Source organism: Pseudomonas floridensis (assembly GCF_002087235.1).
Lineage (GTDB): Bacteria > Pseudomonadota > Gammaproteobacteria > Pseudomonadales > Pseudomonadaceae > Aquipseudomonas > Aquipseudomonas floridensis.
The window spans coordinates 65,806-87,498 of sequence record NZ_MUIO01000021.1 but is presented as its reverse complement, the minus strand read 5'-3'; the positions used below and the strand labels follow the sequence as shown (position 1 = coordinate 87,498).

The window sequence follows — 21,693 nt, the reverse complement described above, 5'->3', positions numbered from 1 at the left end:
TCAAACGAACTCTCCGCATCCACGTAGCGCAGAGAGCACCGTTCACTGAATTGGGAGCTTCTGCTCGTGGAGACCAGGCTGCGGGATATCCACGACAACCTCTTTACCTCCGAGAAACTTCGCCAGGAACAGCGCCGTCAACCCACCGAAAAACTGCGCAATGATGAACGGCGGTACGTCTGATATCCGTATCCCCGAGAACGTATCGGTGAACCCGCGAGCAATCGTCACCGCCGGATTCGCAAAGCTCGTAGAGGACGTGAACCAGTAGGCTGCGACAACATACGCGGCAACCACCTGAGGCACTTTTGCTTTGTGATATTTATCGCACAGCAGAATTGCCAGCACCAATCCCGACGTTGCCAGGTACTCACTGAACCACTGCGACGGCCCGGTGCGAACATGATGGGAAAATTCGACCACAGGCAGCTCGAACATGAAATGCGCAGCGAATACTCCGAAGATTGCACCCGTGGTTTGAGCCGCCACGTAGGGCCCCAATTGCTTATCGCTTAGTCCTCCGCGCAAATAATCGACTACAGAGACCACCGGGTTGAAGTGCGCACCGGAAAAAGTGGAGAAGCACACGATCAGTACATACAAGCTCGCGCCAGTTGCCAGCGCATTGGCAAGAAGCGCTAGCACATCGTTACCGTTCGCCAGGCGCTGACCCATGATTCCAGAACCAACTACGGTGCACAGCAGAACTGCTGTACCGAGAAACTCAGCCAAGATCTTCCGTGAAGTACTCATTGGATAGGCTCTATGAGGAGAGATTTTAGGGGAAGTGGCTACTGAGCTGGCTCGTAGCCGCAGACGCTGTTACGAGCAGCAGGACTTGGGCTTAACGGGCTGACTTCCCTCCACGACATACAGCGCATCGTCTGTGGAAAGGTAGGCATCCTGTGAGCCCAATTCCGTGGGTACACCGCGCTTGTAAACCCTGCCGCTATCGCCGGTTAGTTCAAGCCCAGGCCCTCGGTAGATCACCGTCACGGACTTCCCGGTCTGAACTTCAGGCTTGGTACCAGTGACAGTGACGGAGTAGAACCGGACAGAGCCAATTCGCTTGGTTGAGGCGTCGGTCCGGGCCTCAATCTTTAATCCCGTGAGACCGACCTCCTGAAGCTGCTTGTAGAACTCCTGCTCCTGAAGTACGCCTGAGTAGCAGGCCGACCACAGCTTGGTGTCTCGTTTCAATTCGTCAGGAATGGCGATATCTGAGACGTTGTCAGAAATTGCAAAACGGCCACCTGGTTTCAGTACCCGATAAATTTCGGCGAAAACATTCTGCTTTTCGGTTTCACCAACCAGATTGATCACGCAGTTCGAGATCACCAGATCGACAGACTGGCTGTCGATAAGAGGTTTGGACTGAGAGCTATCGCTGATGAACTGCTCGAAGTTTTTCCACGATGCCCAATCAGCACAAGGCTCCGTACGCAGGCGTTCCTCGGCCAGCTCATGATCGATTTTCAAGTTGCTCGCGGAGGCCTTGTAGAAACGCAAAGGTGCGCTATCTGTTGCCTTCTGAAACGCATTCGCTTCTTCACGAGCGATCTGCAACATGCTTGGGTTGATGTCGATACCAAAGACCGCACCGTTCCCGCCGGCGATTTGGGCAGCGACGTAGCAATTCAGACCGGCCCCTGAGCCCAAGTCCAAAACGACATCACCTTCGCGCACATACTTGGTCGGGTTGCCGCATCCGAAGTTGGCTTCGATGATCCGCTTTGGAATGTTCTTCAGGTACTGAGCGCCATAAGCGTGGCTGCAGCAGCTCTCAGTGAGTTGCGATTCAAGGACGACGTTGCCGTTGCTCAACGCTTCGGTGTAGTCCGCGATGATTGTGTTTTCAATTGCAGAAGTCATTACTCACATCTCCCGTTTAGCAGCACGAACTACCATCAGCGCAGCACGATTCATCGGCAGAGCCTGCGATGGGCACAAGCCCTTTGGTGACCTTGGGATCTCGAACTGAAGGCGTGTTGCAGTCGAATAAACCGCTCTTGTCCAAGGCCGGCTCGACATAGCAGCGCACTGGTATGAATTGACCTTGGTAAGGCGCTGACATCAAGAGATTGAAGGTCTTCTCGCACACCGCTATACGGACGCCGCGTTGGTAGGTATGGCCGTCGTCGTCGACCGTATGCTTCCAAGGCCCCTTGTAGATAACGGCATGCCCTTGGTCGAGGCACACGCCGGCCTTACCCTTGTATGCGCTCACGGTGAACAGGCGGAACTCAATGCCGTCCTGAATGGACACAGGCACCTCGGATGCGAGCTCATATGTGATGCCATGGAAGCCCGCCTCGCAGAGTTGCTCGGCAATAGCCGGCTCAGTTAGCGCGTGCTTGCACTCCAAACCTTCCACAGTAAAGGCCCGGATAGAAACGGCTTCCTCATCAGACAGAATCGCCGGAAATACCAGGCGACCATGACGTTGCAGTCGCTCGTAGAGCGACTGCGCGATTCGGCCAAACTCGGGCTCAGCATTGAACCCTTCCCAATAAATGTTCGCGAACAAGGTCGCGTCGGCATCGTGCACGTTCGAGCTGAACGCTTTGCTCTGAGCCTGCCCATACTGGGCTGTGAGTTCGTCATTTCGGCTCGCGGAGCAGATGAAAAGAGTGTCCTTGCCATCCTTCAGCGACCTGTTCAACGCCTCGTTATGCGTACGCCAAGCAATATGGCCCGGCACTTGGAGACCATCAGTTTGGTTGGCCAGCCTGAGAGCTGCCTGCAACAAAGTAAGTGACGACATCTGTTATCTCCTTAGCATTTCAGGCAGCAACGTTTGAACACACCTTCTTCTGGCGGTGTGACCGAGTCCATGAAGAGCTTGTCCAGGCGGGAGTCCGAATGCTGCCAGTCGAAGTGAAACTCGTGTTCCTCCAACTGCAACTCCTTCACCGTGTCGTTGTTGAGCAGCGGTGAGCCTTTGTAGAGGTGCAGCCGGGTTTCAAACTGAATGGGATCGACGATGCTCTCCAGCTCATTGCGAGCAATGAAGTCGTGCAGCTCAGCCATGTCTTCAAGGCTCACCCACGGGTTAAACGTGATGAAGGTCGGGTTGACCTTGACGCCGGCCTCCTTCAGAAACGCCAACGCCTCCTCGATCATGGGCACGTTCATTTCCTTGAAGACCTGGTCGAGAACCTCCTGCTTGGGGAACTCCAACGCGGTGGTGATGAAAGCAAGCCCTAGCTGCCCCATTTCCTTAATGGCGTCTTTGTTCTCCAGAATATGATCCACGCGAGTGGTGAAGTCGTACGTGAGGTCGGGGAATTGCGAATGCAGAGTCCGGATGATTTTCAAACCATGCTTCTTGGCATTGAAAAAATCGGCATCCGTGAAGGTGAGGTGAGTCATTCCCTGTGCGACGAGGTTCGCCACGTCGCGCTCTACAAGATCGTCGGAGACCAAAAGCACCTTGCCGTCGTAGGCTGCATACACGGAACAATAGGAGCACTTGTGGTGGCATCCGCGTGACCCTTCGACTCCACCCACAACTTTCTTTTCGCCGAGCAGCTTCTCCAGCTGAGGTTGCGGGTATTTGTGTAGAGGCGGTGCCAAGTCCCTGCGCGGCAGGCGGAACCCGTCACGGATCAACTGAGGCACAACAATCTCGCTGGAAAGGCCGCGAGTCCGATCGATCACTCCGCGCAGATCTTGTCCCTGTTCGCCACTCAGGTGTTTAGCCAAGCTGACAATGGGTTTTTCCCACTCGCCGGCGATCGCATAGTCACCGTATTTGGAGGCCAGGCTTTTTGCATTGATGGTCGCGTATTGACCGAAGTAGCAAATTTCCTGGGAGGGCTTCGCTTCTTTAAGCTGCTTGGCTAGCTGCGTTCCCGCAGTCAGAGAGTCAAAAAGCGGTACGCAGATGAAGACCAAATCTGCGTCACTGAATCTCTCCAGAGAAAGTCCCTCGACGTAGATATCGATCAGCTGCGCGTCGATATCTGCATCGAGTAGAGCTGTGGTTGCAGATATCGCGTTGAGCGGTTGATACCCCCCTTCGAATGTACTGGCGACCAGGTACTTCATTCTCTTTCTCCTTGAGCTCAGGCACGACGATTCGGTGACTGGAGTCACTGATGGTTTTGTAGGAATTCGAAGTTAAAGCGAGATCAGCAGAAGGACGGCCAAGCCTATCAATGCTTGTAGAACTGAGCCGGCGGTCACTAGGCGCATGTACCTGCCGGTGCTGTATTCGGGAAAGGCGTCGGTTTTGACCAACCAGTAATAGCTGTCGTTAGGGAGAATGGCGACGAAGGATCCCAGGCATACGGCGAACGTGACGCTCATCAAATCCACTCCGCTCGACGCCAAGATTGGCGAGAGAACAGGTGGGATGGCAGCAAAGGTCGCAAGCGAGGAACCATTCAGTGTTTTGAATACCGCTGCCAGCAGGAACACCCCAACCAAAATATGCGTGGTGCTGCCCGACGCGCTGAATGCCTGCTGAATCAGATCCTTGGGAAGCACCATACCGAGGGCTTGGCCCAACGCGGATGCACAACCTATGGTGAACAATAACGAGCTGGTTCTACGCATTGCTTTGGACAGCAGATCTTGAACCTCGCCAGGTTTGCAGCTAATCGCGATCAATAACGATGTGGCGATCAGCGCACCGGCGGGAGTAGTGAAGAACTCGATTACGGAATGCTGGTTTTTGGGAATGACGTAGCCGGTGATCAAGAGCACGAAAAATACGGCCAGAGGGAGAATGACCCTGATAACCGAGTCCTGAGGCGCGGCTGAGTCAGTAAAATCGCTTGGGGATGAAAAGTCTGAGCGTGTCGTCCAGTAAGTCCAGATCGTCCCGGCCACCCAGGTAACGACCGTAAGCAGCAGCCCTAAATACAGAAATTTCGGATCATGAGTATTGGCCCCCAACCCGATCCCAATGATCAGTGGGCCTGCGGGCATCAGAAGCTTGAACCCCGAGTAGCATCCGATCGCAATGTACTTTCTGTGCTGTCCTGCGATGGGAGCAATAGAGGCGTAGGCGGTATCTGGACAGACCATGCCGGCACCGAGCAAAGGTGACAGTGATATACCGAACTTTCCGAAGGAAGCGCTTCCCTGCGTCGAGATCCAGCCAGCAATGAAAAACGCGCTCAGGATGACGATGGCGAAATAGCCGAGGTTGTTTCCGAATCCTTTGCTCAGCGATTGGAAAACGTCACTGCTGCTAGCCCCGGCAAGAATGGGGATCAGAATTGCAGTCAGCAGCATTGCGACAGGGAGAGGAATGGAAAAGCTGCTCCATAGGTTCCGTAACCGGGAGCCTGTTTTCGTCCTAAGCGCTTCTACCAACATCCATGTACCTCCAAGCGTTTCCAGAACCGCCTCTCAGAGACCTACAAGCCTCATCTCCAATTCACAATCGCAAAATACGTTGCGCGCCGCAACTAATATCTTGGAACAATTTCGCCGGCTCTTATGCCCAAAAAAATGTGTCGCTACGACTGCTAAGGTGGTATTAGCGTTTTCCCCGGAATTGCGAGCCGAGTGCTATGCCAAAGATTGATCAGATCGACCAGGATGCCGAGCAGCTCTACGAAGCGCTGAGTCACTTGGTTCGCGTCTACCAGTTTCGTGACAGAGATCGCAGCTGCTGCGAGGGCTTGTCCGTCACTCAATGCTACGCACTTGAGCATGTGATTAAGGCTGGGCCGGTTCGCGTTCAATCGTTGGCCAGCGAGCTTTTTCTCGATAAGAGCAACGCCAGTCGGCTGGTCGATTCGCTTGCCAAACAAGGGCTGGTTCGCCGTGTGCCCGACGCAACTGACGGCCGCGCCCTGGCGATCACGGTGACGCCAGAAGGCACGGCCATTTATGAAAGTATTCGGTCGGATCTGGTGGGTGAAGCTCGCAACCTGGCCTGCGATTTGTCGAAAGAAGCACGTGACGGGGCGATCGAAATGCTTCGTCGCTTCGCCAAAGCCACCGAACAACGCTGCGGTCTGAAAGACCTTAGCCGTGACGACTTTCTGCCAAGCAAATGCTGCTGAATTGATAGGCTGTAGCTCCTCTCCCTCAATTTTTCACCGACTCTTCGCTGAAGACGTTTCAGAGCCAACGCACCAATCAACAGCTCGCACCTGACCTTGGAAAGGATTACGCGGGATCTTCCATATATATTCGGTTTACCGCATATTCGAATTGTCGTATATTCAATTTTCCGCACGCGGAAGAAGCACACACTTCATATCCACGAACGCATCAAATTATTTGTATTGGTGAAACCAAACACCTGGATGCCTCATGAACGAGCCAATCACTCCTACCGTTTTGTTCAAAAGCCTGGCAGATGACACCCGAACCAAAATAACGCTACTCATCGTCCGCGAGGGCGAACTCTGTGTATGCGAACTGACCGCCGCTCTTGAGCAGAGCCAACCAAAAATATCTCGCCACCTCGCGCTGCTGAGATCCTCCGGGTTACTGGCGGATCGGCGCCAAGGCCAATGGGTTTACTACCGACTCCATCCCGAACTGCCGACCTGGGTCACCGAAGTGCTTAAAGGTGTCGTCGATGCCAACCAGCAGTGGCTGGACACAGAAACCAAGCGGCTCTATGAAATGAATGATCGTCCAGTCAATCAGGCCGTGTGCGACTGATCCAACCTTCGAAACGAGTCGCTAGCATGCTAATCGCTTTACTCATTTTCATTGTCACCATCGTTCTGGTTATCTGGCAGCCCAAAGGGCTGGGTGTTGGCTGGAGTGCCTCATTGGGTGCCGCGCTTGCATTGTTGAGCGGCGTGGTCAGCCTCGGCGATATCCCCGAGGTATGGAATATCGTGTGGAACGCCACGGCGACGTTCATCGCCGTGATCATCATCAGTCTGCTGCTCGACGAGGCTGGTTTCTTCGAGTGGGCGGCCTTGCATGTCGCTCGCTGGGGAGGTGGCAGCAGCCGCAAGTTATTTGCCTTCATCATCTTGTTGGGAGCAGCTGTGTCAGCACTGTTCGCCAATGACGGTGCGGCGCTGATCCTTACTCCTATCGTGATCGCCATGTTACTGGCCCTGCGCTTTTCACCCGCAGCGACTCTGGCGTTTGTGATGGCCGCAGGATTCATTGCGGACACCGCGAGTCTGCCGCTGGTGGTCTCCAACCTGGTGAATATCGTCTCGGCCGATTACTTCAACATTGGCTTCAGCGAGTACGCCGCAATCATGGTGCCGGTCAACCTGGTCAGCATCGCTGCAACGCTGGGAATGCTCCTGTGGTTTTTCCGAAAAGACTTACCCAAGACTTATGACCTAGCACAGCTCCATTCCCCTGAGGATGCGATTCGAGATCGCGCAACGTTCGTGGCTGGATGGTGGGTGTTGCTCGCGTTGCTGGTCGGCTTTTTCGTTGTCGAGCCACTGGGTATACCCATCAGTGCCATTGCCGCCGCCTGCGCATTGGTGCTCTACGTCATCGCCGCCAAAGGTCACGCCATCAACACCAACAAGGTGCTCAAGGGCGCGCCGTGGCAAGTCGTGATCTTCTCGCTGGGCATGTACCTGGTGGTGTATGGCTTGAAAAACGCCGGGCTGACTGACCACATTGCTCAATTGCTCAACGTATTCGCTGGATATGGCATTTGGGGGGCATCGCTGGGTACAGGACTCCTGACCGCCGTGCTTTCTTCGATCATGAACAACATGCCAACAGTGCTCATCGGCGCGCTCTCGATCCATGCAACGGAAGCTACTGGTGTAGTTCATCAAGCCATGGTCTACGCGAACATCATTGGCTGCGATCTTGGTCCTAAAATCACACCTATCGGCAGCCTAGCCACACTGCTCTGGCTGCACGTGCTGGCTAAAAAAGACATCACCATCAGTTGGGGTTACTACTTCAAGACCGGTGTGGTGCTCACGCTTCCAATCCTCATTGCCACTCTGAGCGCCTTGGCTTTGCGCCTCAGCTTTTGATTACAGGAGATCACGATGAAAGTCCTATTCATGTGCACCCACAACAGTTGCCGGAGCATCTTGTCCGAGGCGGTGTTCAATCACCTTGCTCCTGAAGGAATGGAAGCCGTCAGTTCCGGAAGCTTCCCAAGTGGCCGCGTAAACACGCGAGCGATTCAAACGCTCAAAGCAGCAGGTATCCCTACTGACGACCTTAGCAGTAAAGCATCCGATGCCTTTGAAGGGTCGCCACCAGACATTGTGATTACAGTCTGCGATCGGGCTGCCGGCGAAGCCTGCCCGATCTTCTTCGGCCCGGCGCTCAAGGCTCATTGGGGGCTGGCAGATCCTTCCGAAGCTTCGGGATCTGAAGCGCAAATCGAGGCGGCATTCCAGCAAACCCTGAGCAAAATCCAGGAGCGGGTCAACGCCTTCATTTCGTTGCCTATCGCTACGTTGAGCGAGGCAGACCTTAAAAATGAGCTAACCCGCATCGGCACGTTGTAAGCCCAGCGTCGCAGGGGCCAGGAGTCACTATGAAAGACCATTTTCCAAACATCGAAGCAGATCTCATCGACGTCCCAAGCATGGAACGACTCACTCCTCGTGAGCCGTCCACGCATAAACCGCGCATCCTTCTGATTTACGGGTCAACCCGCGAGCGTTCGTTCAGCCGATTGGTAACCCAAGAAGCCGCGCGGTTGTTGGAGCATTTCGGTGCGGAAACACGAATCTTCAACCCGTCAGGATTACCACTACCTGATGATGCTCCGGATACCCACCCCAAAGTCGCGGAACTCCGCGAGCTAATGCAGTGGTCGGAAGGACAAGTGTGGTGTTCTCCGGAGCGTCATGGATCGATGAGCGCCGTCTTTAAAGCTCAGATCGACTGGGTGCCATTGGCGATGGGCGCGGTACGTCCGACCCAAGGTAAAACATTGGCAGTCATGCAGGTTTGCGGCGGTTCTCAGTCTTTCAACGTTGTGAATCAGTTACGGGTACTGGGTCGCTGGATGCGGATGGTGACAATCCCTAATCAGTCCTCAGTGCCCAAGGCGTTTACCGAATTCGACGAGGGTGGGCGTATGAAGCCTTCGTCCTACTACGATCGCCTGGTCGACGTGATGGAGGAACTGATGAAGTTCACCCTGCTACTGCGTGACCGTCAGGATTACCTGGTAGACCGTTACTCGGAACGCAAAGAGTCGGCTGAAGAGCTGTCGAAACGGGTGAATCAGCGTTCCATCTGAAGATAGGTTAGAAAAATATTCAGCAATTCCGTGGGCACCCGAGTTAACGGGGCGCGCCGCCTTAATAATGCCAACTGCGATCGCGTACTCGCTTGGGTTGATTCTACTCGGCTGCGGCTGGATTAAAATGACATGCCCTCCGACACTTGAGTCAGCATTTCTTCGACTAAATGTGTGCCAAAGGTTGTAGTGACCATCGCCAATGGGCTTTCTCCCAAAAAACGGGCTTTGGGTTTGGAAAGCCATTGTTTGGCCTTCCCTTTGTCACCGAAGATCACCTCAGCCATGGCGGTAATGTGTGCGAACCGGAACAGGCGATCGCTCTCATGCAGCGTTAAGCGCTGGTTGGCTGACAGTTTTGTTTTCAGCGTTTTGGGTTGAATGATTCTGTCGCGCTCTTCGTCGCTTAGGGTTCCATCATCACAAAGCATTTTGATCAGGCTGACCGAGAAGCCAGCTACTATCATGTCGTGAATGTCCAGATCCGAAGCATTGACAGAGATATGAAGAAGCGCCTCCAGACGCATGCGGTAAGCATGATAGACATCATGACGCAGGACGCCAGCAAACATGGGCCGCACGGATGTTGCGCTGTGCACGGGCGTCAGCACTAATGTGTCATTCGCTACCGTTAGTTCCAGGTCGTCCCCAACACCTAACCCCATTTGGTCAAGCAACTCTTGAGGCAGATCAATGATGATGTCGCCAGTACCGTCCTCAGTATTCTGGCACTTGACTATCCAACGCTCGCTCATGATCGTCCGGCCCTCATCCGCCATTAGAGAATGACACACATCATTATGCTCGGGCGCAAAGCTGACCAAAGGAACGTGCAATTCCCCAGGAGGCATGCACTGCCGCTGCTCGAACGCCGGATAAAAGCAAAATGGGTCAATGGCTTCGCCGCCTTACCACCGTCACATGGTTAAGAGCTTGAGCGTGATCTAGCAACTACACGAAAGGATATGACATGAACCCTGATGAGCTTTATGTTTCGGTCGACGTCGAGACTTCTGGACCTATACCAGGCGAATACAGTCTGCTTTCCATTGGAGCTTGCCTTGTAGCCCAACCTGAAACGTCCATTTATCTTGAACTACGACCTGACAGTCCGAAACACGACCCCGAAGCGCTGGCAGTATCGGGGCTGAGTTTGGAGAAGCTGGAGCGCGATGGCCTCGCTCCGCAACAGGCGATGCTGACATTTGATAAGTGGCTGAAGTCGTCCTGCAAAACGGGGCAAAAGGTCATTTTCGTAGGACTAAATGCACCGTTTGACTGGTCATTCGTCAACTACTACTTTCATAAATACTTGGAAACCAACCCCTTTGGTTTTACCGCTATCGACATGAAGGCCTTCTTTATGGGCGCTGTAGGTTGCAGCTGGCAGGAAACAAAATCATCCAAAATGACCGCTGCGCTGAAGCCACTCAGCGAGCCGAACCATAACGCATTGGATGATGCCCGCTTTCAGGCAGAGCTCTTCGCTCTGATGCTAGCGGGTAAAGGTAAACGCTGACCTGCCTTCCACCCTCACGGACTTAAAGCTCATCTGACCCAGGTGGCCTCAACATATCTGCCGTCCCTGAACGACCACGCCTTGATACCTTCGGGTTTTTCGGACTTGCCGACAATAACGGCTATCGGGCGCGGCAGATCCTGCGTGTAACGTGCAGCAAATTTGGAGAAGCTGCCGATGTCTGCCGGAGAGATCACCGGAACGGATTGGGGATGCGTATGCCAATACCCTACCAGACGTAACCCTTGTTCGTTGGCAGCCTGGATCTCCTGGCGGCACCGCTCCGCATCCAACTCTAGCCAAGACCAGCCTGATCGATCGGCGCGATGGGGCACCGTGGCCAAGGCCAGCAGCAACCCTTTCGGATCAACCGGGTTGACGAATAACTGTCCCCCTCGCTCCACGCCAAAAAGGCCCTGCCGATGACTAACCAAGATGTCCGCGACAGCTTGGGACACCAATAGCTCGGAATTCACCTCCGGCCATCGCCAGCGCCATGCGATATCCGTCATACCGTTTCGTCCTTATCTTCCGGCCATCCACGCTCGAGTAGGATTTGCTGCGCCCCCTCTGGCAGTTTGGGCCCTTGGTATTGGCCTCCCAGGCTCAGCACATCTTCAGGTCTGTAAATGCTGCTGATCCAAGATGCAGTGGCGATGTTGCCAGTTAATGCGCGTAGGGCCGTGTGCGACACCATAGAGGCGATATTGGTCATCCCCAGTGAGCCGCCTGGGATGAAGCTCTCCCCACAGGCGGGCAGCGGAACAACACCTCCTCCCGGCCACTCTGTAAATCTATGCACGAAATCGCCGACGTCCGTGAATAGATGACGGCCATCAAAGGTGCCGGCTGGTGCAAATAGCGCATGACCTACCTGGGTATGCGGTTCGCTCCAGGCTTGTACAAGCCCCCAAGGAGCACCGCTGGATTTGACTCGCCATACAGTGACTTCCGACTGCCAGTCTGCTGTCGTGATCACCACCAGATCTGCGTTATCGAACACTTCTGGTTTGCTGCTCATTACCACTTCGGCAAAAGTCGAATATGCGGTGCATTCTGTCGTCGGAAGATCTAACAGAATCTTGTCCCTTAACGCTGACGCTTTCAGTCTCCCTAGAATATCCGCTCCCAGAACGTGCCTCCCCAGATTGGCTGACACCAAGGTGTCAGGATCGATGAGAGTAAGGTGGCCGACACCGGATCGTGCCAACTGTATTGCGACCGCACTGCCTAGCGAGCCAACACCAACGCAAACTACCCGAGCATTTTCCAGGCGCTGTGCTGTGCCGCTTATATCGCGGGACAGAATGGACGCTCGATCAAGCACGTCCAGGGTAGTTGCCCGGACGAGCGCCGGTGGATGTGCATTTGCGATAGCTGGCCGGCGCCGCGCTGTACGCAGGCCAAACTTTGCCCCCCGCTCCTGCTGTACGCCGAGCGAGCGCACATTCAGACAATATGTTGGAGCATCTGCCCCTCCTGGAAGCTCCAGAACAATCCATCGACTCGCCAACGTTCCATTCTGCTCAAACCATGCCAGCAATTGCTCGGCATCGTCGGGTTTAAGGTGGGGCGTTAGCCACGGCAATAAATCTTCTGGATCCGGGGTGCGGATATCCGGATAAGTCTGAAGCTTGACGTAAAAACCGGGAGTTTCGGCCGCGCGAATAACAGCGGAACGCCCGACAACCCGTCGGTAATGCCCTTTGAGTGCAGCTACGTTCGATGCTAACCAAACCGTTTCCTGACCGGATGGCACAGCCCGGCGCGGATCGCTGAGTGCAAACAACTGCGAGGCAGCCTGAGGTCGATCCAACAGTAAAAGGTTCTGGAATGACTGACCGTGCTGAAAAGACCAGTAGGTAGTGATCTCGTTCTGAAATTCGATATCGCGCGTTGCCTGGCTTGATCCCATCTTGGACAACGAAACGATCTGTGCCAAGCGAGCAAGGCTGTCCTCTACCACAACCTCCGGGGAGCCCATGATGGGGCGTTCCTGAAAGCCATGAAGGCAAAGCCCCGACCTGGTGGCATGCGGCCAAACCAGCCATGGAGAGGGTTCGACGTTCAGCCGCAAGAGCCCACGGGGAAAATTGGAGGGGAAACCAATACGCAGTCGCCGCTCCTGCCCCGTGTAATCGATGGGCAAGGGAAAGTAAAAGGACGCCGCTTCGTCAGCCCGCATGGGTGCGGGCTGGAGCAATGCATCGGCAGCGTCCTGACCTAGGGTATTTCGCAGTGCGGCGATTCCGCGCTGCAATGGCGTCGTAATAGGATCAACCAAGGCGTCCAACTGGCTTTACGCTCGACTGAGAGGTTGCGCCACCGCTGGCCCCTCCGAAGAGCGAACCCATCGAAGCAGAGTTTCGAGTAGTGCCATCCGGTCGGCCGGGCATGGTCCAATTCGCAGGGATCTCATTGTTCACTGCCGTAATGAGTGCCGGTGCAATACCGAAATTCTTTTTCACTGCCTCGGCAAAGGAATCATTGGATTCAAAACTTTCCAAACCCAGTGATACGGATGCACTGGCGTCCGCATGCCACTTGGCAAATGCTTGGCGATAGCCTTGCCCTTCGCCTGGTCGATTCCACTTTTCTGCAAAGTTTTCGCCGTTATCGGCAGGGTTGCAGACAAAGCAATCGTTTCCTCTATGCGCGATGTGCTGCGGCATTCTGCGGACGATTTCCAAAATTGCATCAAGCGGAGCCAAAGGCTTCGACTGCGATTCCTTCACGACATCCAGATATGCGTGAGTGGCCAGGGTGGTGATGACCGCAGATATGGGGCGTGTATCAGCGCTCCTTGTGTTGATGGCCCACTCATCGCGATGCCGCTTGAGCAGCTTAATGGTTGCACGCAGGGGATCTTGATCGATGTAATCCTGATAATGCGGCAAAGGATCTTGTGTCGCGGCATCGAGCATTCGCTGGCTTTTGGCGACTACCAAGCTTTCCAGAGAGATTTCCTGGGCGGAGGCAACCTGTAACCAATTCGAGTACGGGATAGGGCTGCTTGCTTTCCACCCTGTGACCCGATCCGGAACCTCCAGCTTTCCCTCGCCGTTTGCTTCGCCATTTCCGTTGATTGCGCGGGCAGGCGTGACGTCGATGTGGAAGCCTGGATTTTCGTCGGCATAAACGATGCGGATGCCACGACGTAACTGTTTAACTTCTTCCTGAACGCGGGAGCCTTCCCTAAAACGCTGCTCAATCGCTTCTAAAACTTCCTTCGCACTAGCGCCTTGAGCGTGAGGGAGCCAGATAATCGCGTCCGCATCAATGGTGTCCAGATCCGCAGGCGCGCCGGGGATTGGCTTGATGGTCGTTTTCAGCCGCATCGAGCCTTGAACAAAGATGTGGGCCTCTGCGAGCAGCGGGTTGTCGGAAGCCGAGAGGATTTTTTCCAGTTGGGAGTAGCGGTCATTGATTTTTTCGTACTGCGCTTCCGACAGCGAGATCTCCCGCGCGGCGCGAAGCAGAAAATATTCCCAACTGCTGCGCTTGGTCTGTTCGTTGCTCAATAGCATTTACCTAGCCTCCTGGGCCACCGAGCCCAATTGCAGTGTTTGCGTAAACCGATCATGGTTTTCTTTGTCCCGATCGAAGATCAGGTACGTATGTTGATGCTGCGTTGTGAGCAACGCGCCAAACTCGATGGCCAATGCCGCAGGAATAGCGGCGAAGACGTGGATAGGGTCAGGAGTCAGAGCTTCAAGCTGGCTCAGCCGTATTTGCAGTGCGTCGCGAAAGGCATGAATCACTCGACGGTTCTGTACCATCGCATAGCTTGGTTCTGGGATCGCCAGCTCTGCAATACGTGCACCGGGCAGAGCGTCAGTCACGTCGCGAACTGGGACTTGCGCAGAAATAGAAAGCACTAGCGCCAGTGGCCCGTCGCCTTCGGGGGGAGGTGTAAACAAAAAAGCGGGCGGCTCAGCGGACTGATCGGGCCAGCGCAAACGATGTTCGCGGTGAAAGGAGAAGATCAAGCGCTTGGAACGGTCGCCGATACTCTGGCCCAGCATCATCAAAGCCGGAATGTCGGCCAAGCCGACTACTGCCAGCGCGGGCGAGTCGCCGTAGGTGCCGCCGCGACGCTTGAGTTGCTGTTCCAGCTCATACTGGATGCTGTCTTTGACGTTCTGCCAATAGGTAGTGTCGCGGCCGCGTGGTCCGGGCGCAGAAAAAGTGATTTTGATGCCTTGATCGAAGGCGGTTAATCCCTCGGCGGACATCGCAGTCAACAGATCGCGAACGGGAATATCGTTGATTGTCTGAAAATGCTGACTTTGGACGATGAGAGGAATGGCTCTACCACCATCGGGGGTCGTTGCGGCGAGTCGGATGCGTTCCAGGTACGCTTGGTGTAAACCACTCAAATCATTTTCAGGATACCCATCTGCATCACGATCGATTTTGTCATGACAACCTGGGCACAGGAGCATCAGATTAGCGGTATCGTTTGTGTGCGCCTCAGCATCATGATCGGCGCGTCCCCGAGGGCCTTTGGGACTGGCGGGCAGAATATGCGCCACTTCGCCCCATCTCATTGGCTTGCCGGCACGATAGTCGAACGTCAGATCCGTACCGCACAGTTCACAATGACCAGCGGTCTGTGTCCATACGATCCGCTTCGTCTCATCATTTGTGTTGAAGCGCCCGCTTGCGGGCTTAGCGTCTTCTTGTTCTGCCATTCCCACCTACCCCCGAGAAACATCCATGATTGAAAACGATGATGGCAAGATAAGATCATATTAAGGTCATTTGCCTCAATTTCAAGAGAGATCTGTGGGTGACGAATGCTGAGTCGGCTTTGAGTCAGAATGCTTTTCTGGGTCATCGAAACACAGTGGTGGCAGCGTTCGTTTTCAGGCAAGTGCTGGTGGGTCATGGCACTGACCACAGCGTATGTATCGAAATTAGCGAGTTTATGCAAAAGACATAAACTCGCTAATTTCAATACACATCGCGAACAGGACTGATGAAAACGAGATGTGCAGAGCAAACGAGGCTGCAAGCGCAGCCCCTTTTGTCCATTTTCTACGCGTCAGTCCCTGCCAAGCTCAGCGGATAGGTTTCGGCGGCGCATGAGCTGATAGGCCGCCGGAATGACAAACAGCGACAGCAAGGGCGCCGTGACCATACCGCCAATCATCGGGGCGGCAATGCGGCTCATCACCTCGCTGCCGGTACCGCTTCCCAGAAGTATAGGTAACAAACCAGCGATAATCACCGCCACGGTCATGGCCTTGGGTCGAACGCGCTGCACAGCGCCTTCACGAATCGCGGCCATTAACCCGCGTTCTGTGTTGTCACCGAGGTCTTGACGCTCGGCCCAGGCATTTTTCAGGTAGAGCAGCATGATCACGCCAAATTCGGCAGAAACGCCGGCCAAGGCGATAAAGCCGACCCCGGTGGCAACCGACAGGTTGAATCCCAAAAGATAAAGAAACCATGCACCGCCCGTGAGGGCAAATGGCAGCGTGGCCATAATCAGCAGGGCCTCGTCAAAGCGGGCAAATGTCAGGTAAAGCAGCACGAAGATGATCAGCAGCGTGGCAGGGACCACCAGTTTTAGTCGTGCGTTGGCCCTCTCAAGAAATTCGAACTGACCTGAGTAGCTCAGGCTCATGCCGGGCTGCAACTTGACCTGCTCGCTGACGAGCCGGCGCAAATCGGCGACTACGGAGGCAATGTCCCGGCCGCGCACGTCGATGTACACCCAGCCTGAAGGCCGTGCGTTTTCACTTTTGAGCATCGGCGGCCCGTCGTTGACCTTGATCTTCGCCACTGTGCCAAGGGTGATCTGGCTGCCTAGCGGGGTGTAAATTGGCAACTGCTCCAAAGCGCCAAGCGAATCCCGCCATTCCCGAGGGTAACGGACGTTGATTGGGAAGCGTGCAAGCCCTTCGATGGTCTCGCCGACATTTTCACCGCCGATAGCGCCGGCCACGATTGACTGCACATCGGCGATATTCAGTCCGTATCGGGCGGCGGCTTTTCGGTCGATATCCACATCGATGTAACGTCCACCGGTTAATCGCTCGGCCAGAGCCGAACTGACACCGGGTACGCCCTTGGCCACTCGCTCGACCGCTTGAGTCGCGGAATCAATCTCCGTCAGATTGGTGCCGGCAATCTTTACACCAATTGGACTTTTGATCCCCGTAGCCAGCATGTCGATTCGGTTGCGAATCGGTGGTATCCAGATATTGGTCAGCCCAGGAACCCGCACCACTCGGTCCAGCTCCTCCACCAGTTTTTCCTGAGTCATGCCTGGGCGCCATTGCTCCTGCGGCTTGAACTGGATAGTGGTTTCGAACATCTCCAGCGGCGCCGGGTCGGTGGCAGTTTCGGCACGTCCCGCTTTACCGAAGACATGTTCGACCTCCGGCACGGTTTTTATCAGACGGTCGGTTTGTTGCAGCAGTTGCGCCGCTTTCTGTGCGGATAATCCGGGCAGGGCCGAAGGCATATAGAGCAGGTCGCCCTCATTCAAAGGCGGAAGAAACTCGCCACCCAAGCGCGACAGTGGCCATAGCGCACTAAAAAACACCAACGCCGCCACCAGCAGCGTGACCCTCGGTCGCCGCAGCACTGCATCCAGAGCCGGCTGGTAGATCCGGATGAGCCAGCGGTTCAGCGGGTTGTTTTTTTCACTAGGAATCCGTCCCCGAATCCAATAGCCCATCAACACCGGCACCAAGGTCACTGACAATCCTGCTGCTGCGGCCATGGCGTAGGTTTTGGTAAAAGCCAGCGGGCCGAACAACCGCCCCTCTTGCGCTTGCAGGGTGAACACCGGAATGAACGAAAGGGTGATGATCAACAAACAGAAGAATAGAGCTGGTCCAACTTCAGCCGCTGCTTCGGTCATTACATGCCAATGACGCTCACCCTTCAGTTCCTCACCAGGATTGGCGACGTGCCAGGCCTCAATCTTCTTGTGTGCGTTTTCGATCATTACCACAGCAGCATCGACCATGGCGCCGATGGCGATGGCTATCCCGCCCAAGGACATGATGTTCGCGTTAATCCCTTGGTAGCGCATGACAATAAAGGCCATCAGCACACCGACCGGCAGGGAAATGATCGCCACCAGGGACGAGCGCAGGTGCCAAAGAAAGATCCCGCAAACCAATGCGACAACGATGAACTCTTCGATGAGCTTGTGGCTGAGATTTTCCACAGCACGGTCGATCAGCTTGCTGCGATCGTAGGTGGTGACGATTTCCACCCCGGCCGACAGGCTGCTTTTGAGTTCGTCGAGTTTGGTTTTGACCGCCGCAATGGTCTCGCGAGCATTCTTACCGCTGCGCAAAATCACCACGCCGCCAACCGTCTCGCCTTCGCCGTCGAGTTCGGTGATGCCACGGCGCATCTCCGGCCCCAACTGGATCGTGGCGACATCGCCCAAGTTCACCGGCACACCGCCCGATCCCAGCTTGAGGGGGATCGCCCGAAAATCATTGAGCGTCTTCAGGTAGCCGGATGCACGCACGATGAACTCGGTCTCTGCCATCTCCAGCACCGCGCCACCCGTTTCCTGATTGGCCTTGCCGATCGCTTCGGTCACCTCGGCCTGCGTAATACCAAGACTGGCCAGTTTGAGCGGATCAAGCTGCACTTGGTACTGCTTGACCATGCCGCCCACAGTGGCCACTTCCGCCACATTGGGCAGGGTCTTGAGTTCAAACTTGAGGAACCAGTCCTGAAGTGCGCGTAGCTGCGCCAGATCATGCCCGCCAGTGCGATCCACCAGCGCGTACTGGAAGATCCATCCTACGCCTGTCGCATCTGGCCCCAACGCTGGCTTGGCGCTGGCCGGCAAGCGGCTTTGTACTTGGCTCAAGTACTCCAACACCCGCGAGCGAGCCCAGTACAAGTCAGTGCCGTCTTCGAACAGCACATAGACAAAGCTGTCACCGAAAAAGGAATAACCACGCACCGTCTTGGCACCTGGTACTGAGAGCATGGTGGTGGCCAACGGATAGGTGACCTGGTTCTCGACAATCTGGGGTGCTTGTCCAGGATACGGGGTGCGGATGATCACCTGCACATCGGACAAGTCTGGTAGCGCATCAATGGGCGTGCTCTGCACCGACCAAATGCCCCACGCCGTGATAAACAGCGTCGCCAGTAGCACCAGGAATCGGTTGGTTACGGACCAACGAATCAGGGCTGCAATCATGGCTGGCCCCCTGATTTGTCCAGACGCTCAACACGCAAGCCGTCGTCGGTCTGATTCACACCTATCCGGACCTTGTCGCCCGTTTTAAGACCCTGCATCAGAGCGGGATTGGCGAGCGGGAACGTCATCGTCATGCCAGGCATGCCCAGCGTCTTAAAAGGGCCGTGAGCGAGAGTGACTTCTTTATCGTTGATCTCAACGATTTGCCCATCCGCTTCATGCAAACCGGCGGCGGCTGCACTGGTGGGTGAAGGTTCCTCTGATTTGGCAACGATGCCTTTAAGACTGGCCTCTGAGTCGAGCAGGAACTGGCCAGAGCTAACCACTTTTTGGCCCTCTTCCAACCCTTTCAATATCGCCGTCTTGCCATCGCTTTCCTGCCCAAGTTGCACCTCCACGGGACGATAGCGACCGGCGTCTTCAGCGAGCATCACCAGGGCACGTAGACCGGTGCGAATGACCGCCTCGCTCGGCACCCACAGCACACTTTGCTCCGTCGCGCGATTAAGGCTCACGCGTGCGGTCATACCCGGCCTGAGACGGCCTTGCGGGTTAGGCAATTCGACGCGCACGCGAAGGGTGCGACTATCGGGATTGGTTTCTGGAAGAATCGCGCTTACCACGCCGTTGAGCACGACGCCTGGGAACGCGGGCAAACGCGCCTCAGCCACTTGTCCCAGCTGTATCGACCCGAATTCAGTCTCCGGGACCGCCAGAGCCAGCCAGACGTTACTCAACCCATTCACGCGTGCCAGTGTTTGGCCGGCAGCCACTGTCATACCTTCGCGCACATCGAGTTCTTGCAACACCCCACTGATAGGGCTGGTGAGGGTCAGGTTCGGTTGGACTTTGCCACTGCGCTCTACTTGAGTAATCGATGCCGCCGGCATCCCGGTAAGCCGCAAACGCTGGCGAGCCGCTGCCAGCAAGCCCGCATCGCCGCTACGCTTAAGTGCGAGAAACTCCTCCTGAGCCGCAGACCACTCCGGGACAAGAATATCCGCCAAGGCGGCGTTGGCTTTGATCACATCGCCAGGAGCATGGGCATACACGCGCTCGACGAAACCCGCCGTACGGGCCTGGATGACGGCGACGTCACGCTCGTTGAAGGTCAATACACCTACAACGTCCAGACTCGAAGCAAACACACCTCGATTGACCGTAGCCAGTCGCACACCAAGATTCTGGGTCAGGCTTGGATCAATGCGAACAGTGGCGCTGTCCCCCTTGCTATCCGCGTACTGAGGGACCATCTCCATGTCCATGAAGGGCGACTTACCCGGCTTATCGAATTTCTGTTGTGGGTACATGGGGTCGTACCAATACAGAACCTTGCGATCGACTGAGGACTCCGGCTTCGGCTCCGATGCTGCATCCGGTACTGCGCTCACCCTCGGTTGAGCCAACCAGTAACCACCGGCGACTCCCAAAGCAATTGAGATGCTGACAACAAAAACCCCTTTCCATGTTCGAGAGATCATTGAGCGGACTCCCCATAGGCGAAATACAGGCGAGCGCTGGTGAGAGCACGCTGCTCTTCAACATCAATCTGCTTGAGACGGGCTTCGATAAGCTCGCGCCGAGCGGCCACGACGGAGTTCAGATCGCCTTTGCCGGCGCGATAGCTGGCCATAGTGAGCTCGACCTTTTCCTTAGCCAAAGGGAGCAGGCTGGTCTGGGCTCGATGAACGGCGCGGTTCAGGCGCTCATAGTCCGCTAAGTCATCCTCCAATTGCTGGGTGTGCTCGCGTGAAAGGACCTCACGCTCAGCCTCAAGCTGATTGAGTTCCGCATGCTTGGCTGCGATTTTTGGGTTTTGTCGCGAGTCAGGAAACAGTGGTAGATCCCATGAAAACTGCACGCTGACCATGTCGCCGAACTCTCGGCCGCGATGCTGATAGTCGACTTCCCAGCTCCAATCAGACCGCTTTTCCGCTTCGGCCTCGCGCACCTTGGCCTGCGCTTCGCGGGTCATTGGGGCAAACGCTGCCAATTCTGGGTGATGTTGAACGTTGTGAGAGTACCCAGAGGCTTCTACAGGCCATTCAGGCAAGCTGCCCACAGGTTTATCGTTTGCGGCTGGTCCAATCCAGCTCTTCAAAGCTGCTCGGGCTTGCGATCTCTGGCGAATCAGATCGTCCTGCTGCTCTTCCAGTTGTGCCGCCTCCTGTTTGGGCGTGACGGCATCAGCAGGTTGAGCGCGGCCACCGGCAATCTGCGCGCGGACGGTATCGGCCAGCAGGCGGTTTTCCCTATAGAAGTCCTGGAACAGCGCGTCTTTACGCTCAACGGAATAGCTGCTGATCCAGGCCAGCGCCGTGGCCTGACGAACCTTTAGACGTTCGACCAGACGCTCAGCGGCAGCGCGGTCAATGGCTGCATCAGCAACCTCGATTCGGGCTTTTCGTTTGGCGCTGTTCGGCATTTCCTGACTGACACCGACCATTTGCATGGTCATGAAGTCCTGATCGATGCTCCAGCGATCCGGCCCCCCAATGGGATAGTTCTGTATACCTACCAGCAACTTGGGATCGGGTAGTTCCCCGGCTGGGATGGCTGCACTAGTGGCGGCACGAATTTTTGCATCTTGTGCAGTCAGCGACGGCGCATTGGTTTCAGCCAGCTGCAAAGCATCATCGAGTGTCAACGCAGCAGCGAAACTCGGCGTGGCCAATACGCTTGCCGCCAAGATGGCCACGAGGGGCCGCCCTGTGCAATAGCACTTGGATTTCATGTTCACGATTCCTGTGATGATCCACTGCGTGCTTCATGAGAGATGCACGCAGATATCCCATACCGCCTGACGCGGAA

At 55.5% G+C, this 21,693-nt stretch carries 19 protein-coding genes; 6 read left to right on the top strand and 13 right to left on the bottom strand.

The genetic code is table 11. From position 1 onward, the window contains the following. Positions 1 to 42 precede the first annotated feature (42 nt). The 5 genes from BZK31_RS07645 to arsQ all read right to left on the bottom strand — a co-directional run bounded on the left by BZK31_RS07645 (position 43) and on the right by arsQ (position 5,328). Positions 43 to 753 (bottom strand): aquaporin, encoded by a 711-nt coding sequence (locus tag BZK31_RS07645; RefSeq protein ID WP_083182140.1) that lies wholly within the window; start codon positions 751 to 753, stop codon positions 43 to 45. 69 nt (positions 754 to 822) lie between these two features. Then, on the bottom strand, positions 823 to 1,872 hold the full coding sequence (arsM, locus tag BZK31_RS07640) for an arsinothricin biosynthesis methyltransferase ArsM (protein ID WP_083182139.1): 1,050 nt from the start codon (positions 1,870 to 1,872) through the stop codon (positions 823 to 825). 16 nt (positions 1,873 to 1,888) lie between these two features. Further along, entirely contained in the window at positions 1,889 to 2,764 is an 876-nt protein-coding gene (locus tag BZK31_RS07635) for a hypothetical protein (RefSeq protein ID WP_054082277.1), read from the bottom strand. Positions 2,765 to 2,775: 11 nt separating this feature from the next. Then, positions 2,776 to 4,050: an arsinothricin biosynthesis radical SAM protein ArsL gene (arsL, locus tag BZK31_RS07630; protein WP_054068372.1), complete on the bottom strand. Its 1,275-nt coding sequence runs from the start codon at positions 4,048 to 4,050 to the stop codon at positions 2,776 to 2,778. Between the two features lie 72 nt (positions 4,051 to 4,122). After that, positions 4,123 to 5,328, bottom strand: coding sequence for an arsinothricin export permease ArsQ (arsQ, locus tag BZK31_RS07625; protein ID WP_083182138.1), 1,206 nt, complete (start codon positions 5,326 to 5,328; stop codon positions 4,123 to 4,125). Positions 5,329 to 5,525: 197 nt separating this feature from the next. Between arsQ and BZK31_RS07620 the strand changes: the two genes are divergently transcribed. From BZK31_RS07620 to arsH, 5 genes are all read left to right on the top strand, one after another. Continuing rightward, complete coding sequence (locus tag BZK31_RS07620; protein ID WP_054068370.1) at positions 5,526 to 6,023, top strand: MarR family winged helix-turn-helix transcriptional regulator; 498 nt, start codon at positions 5,526 to 5,528, stop codon at positions 6,021 to 6,023. A 253-nt stretch (positions 6,024 to 6,276) separates the two neighbouring features. Beyond that, positions 6,277 to 6,633, top strand: a complete 357-nt coding sequence (locus tag BZK31_RS07615) for a metalloregulator ArsR/SmtB family transcription factor (RefSeq protein ID WP_054068369.1) — start codon at positions 6,277 to 6,279, stop codon at positions 6,631 to 6,633. 26 nt (positions 6,634 to 6,659) lie between these two features. After that, on the top strand, positions 6,660 to 7,943 hold the full coding sequence (locus BZK31_RS07610; RefSeq protein ID WP_054068368.1) for an arsenic transporter: 1,284 nt from the start codon (positions 6,660 to 6,662) through the stop codon (positions 7,941 to 7,943). Between the two features lie 15 nt (positions 7,944 to 7,958). Further along, positions 7,959 to 8,429: an arsenate reductase ArsC gene (locus tag BZK31_RS07605; protein ID WP_083182137.1), complete on the top strand. Its 471-nt coding sequence runs from the start codon at positions 7,959 to 7,961 to the stop codon at positions 8,427 to 8,429. Between the two features lie 29 nt (positions 8,430 to 8,458). Further along, the gene (gene arsH, locus BZK31_RS07600) at positions 8,459 to 9,172 is read left to right on the top strand and encodes an arsenical resistance protein ArsH (protein WP_054068366.1); all 714 of its coding nucleotides are present in this window, start codon (positions 8,459 to 8,461) and stop codon (positions 9,170 to 9,172) included. Positions 9,173 to 9,294: 122 nt separating this feature from the next. On the opposite strand, the gene BZK31_RS07595 is transcribed toward arsH, so the two are convergent. Continuing rightward, complete coding sequence (locus tag BZK31_RS07595) at positions 9,295 to 9,927, bottom strand: antitoxin Xre/MbcA/ParS toxin-binding domain-containing protein (RefSeq protein ID WP_230082022.1); 633 nt, start codon at positions 9,925 to 9,927, stop codon at positions 9,295 to 9,297. Positions 9,928 to 10,142: 215 nt separating this feature from the next. Here BZK31_RS07595 and BZK31_RS07590 point away from each other — a divergent pair, with 215 nt between their 5' ends. Next, positions 10,143 to 10,691 (top strand): 3'-5' exonuclease, encoded by a 549-nt coding sequence (locus BZK31_RS07590; protein WP_054068365.1) that lies wholly within the window; start codon positions 10,143 to 10,145, stop codon positions 10,689 to 10,691. Positions 10,692 to 10,720: 29 nt separating this feature from the next. Here BZK31_RS07590 and BZK31_RS07585 read toward each other — a convergent pair whose 3' ends face one another. The 7 genes from BZK31_RS07585 to BZK31_RS07555 all read right to left on the bottom strand — a co-directional run bounded on the left by BZK31_RS07585 (position 10,721) and on the right by BZK31_RS07555 (position 21,616). Further along, positions 10,721 to 11,203, bottom strand: coding sequence for a Mov34/MPN/PAD-1 family protein (locus BZK31_RS07585; RefSeq protein ID WP_054068364.1), 483 nt, complete (start codon positions 11,201 to 11,203; stop codon positions 10,721 to 10,723). Further along, positions 11,200 to 12,984, bottom strand: a complete 1,785-nt coding sequence (locus BZK31_RS07580; protein WP_083182136.1) for a HesA/MoeB/ThiF family protein — start codon at positions 12,982 to 12,984, stop codon at positions 11,200 to 11,202. The genes BZK31_RS07585 and BZK31_RS07580 overlap by 4 nt, the downstream gene beginning before the upstream one ends. Beyond that, the gene (locus BZK31_RS07575; RefSeq protein ID WP_033897209.1) at positions 12,968 to 14,218 is read right to left on the bottom strand and encodes a nucleotidyltransferase domain-containing protein; all 1,251 of its coding nucleotides are present in this window, start codon (positions 14,216 to 14,218) and stop codon (positions 12,968 to 12,970) included. The genes BZK31_RS07580 and BZK31_RS07575 overlap by 17 nt, the downstream gene beginning before the upstream one ends. Beyond that, a complete protein-coding gene (locus tag BZK31_RS07570) occupies positions 14,219 to 15,385 on the bottom strand; it encodes an SAVED domain-containing protein (protein ID WP_054068362.1) in 1,167 nt (388 codons plus the stop codon). A 353-nt stretch (positions 15,386 to 15,738) separates the two neighbouring features. Further along, positions 15,739 to 18,882, bottom strand: coding sequence for an efflux RND transporter permease subunit (locus tag BZK31_RS07565; RefSeq protein ID WP_083182135.1), 3,144 nt, complete (start codon positions 18,880 to 18,882; stop codon positions 15,739 to 15,741). Next, positions 18,879 to 20,363 carry an efflux RND transporter periplasmic adaptor subunit gene (locus tag BZK31_RS07560; RefSeq protein WP_039593196.1) on the bottom strand — a complete coding sequence of 495 codons (1,485 nt, stop codon included), beginning with the start codon at positions 20,361 to 20,363 and terminating at the stop codon, positions 18,879 to 18,881. The genes BZK31_RS07565 and BZK31_RS07560 overlap by 4 nt, the downstream gene beginning before the upstream one ends. Next, positions 20,360 to 21,616 carry a TolC family protein gene (locus BZK31_RS07555; protein WP_024014906.1) on the bottom strand — a complete coding sequence of 419 codons (1,257 nt, stop codon included), beginning with the start codon at positions 21,614 to 21,616 and terminating at the stop codon, positions 20,360 to 20,362. The genes BZK31_RS07560 and BZK31_RS07555 overlap by 4 nt, the downstream gene beginning before the upstream one ends. Between the last annotated feature and the right edge of the window lie 77 nt (positions 21,617 to 21,693).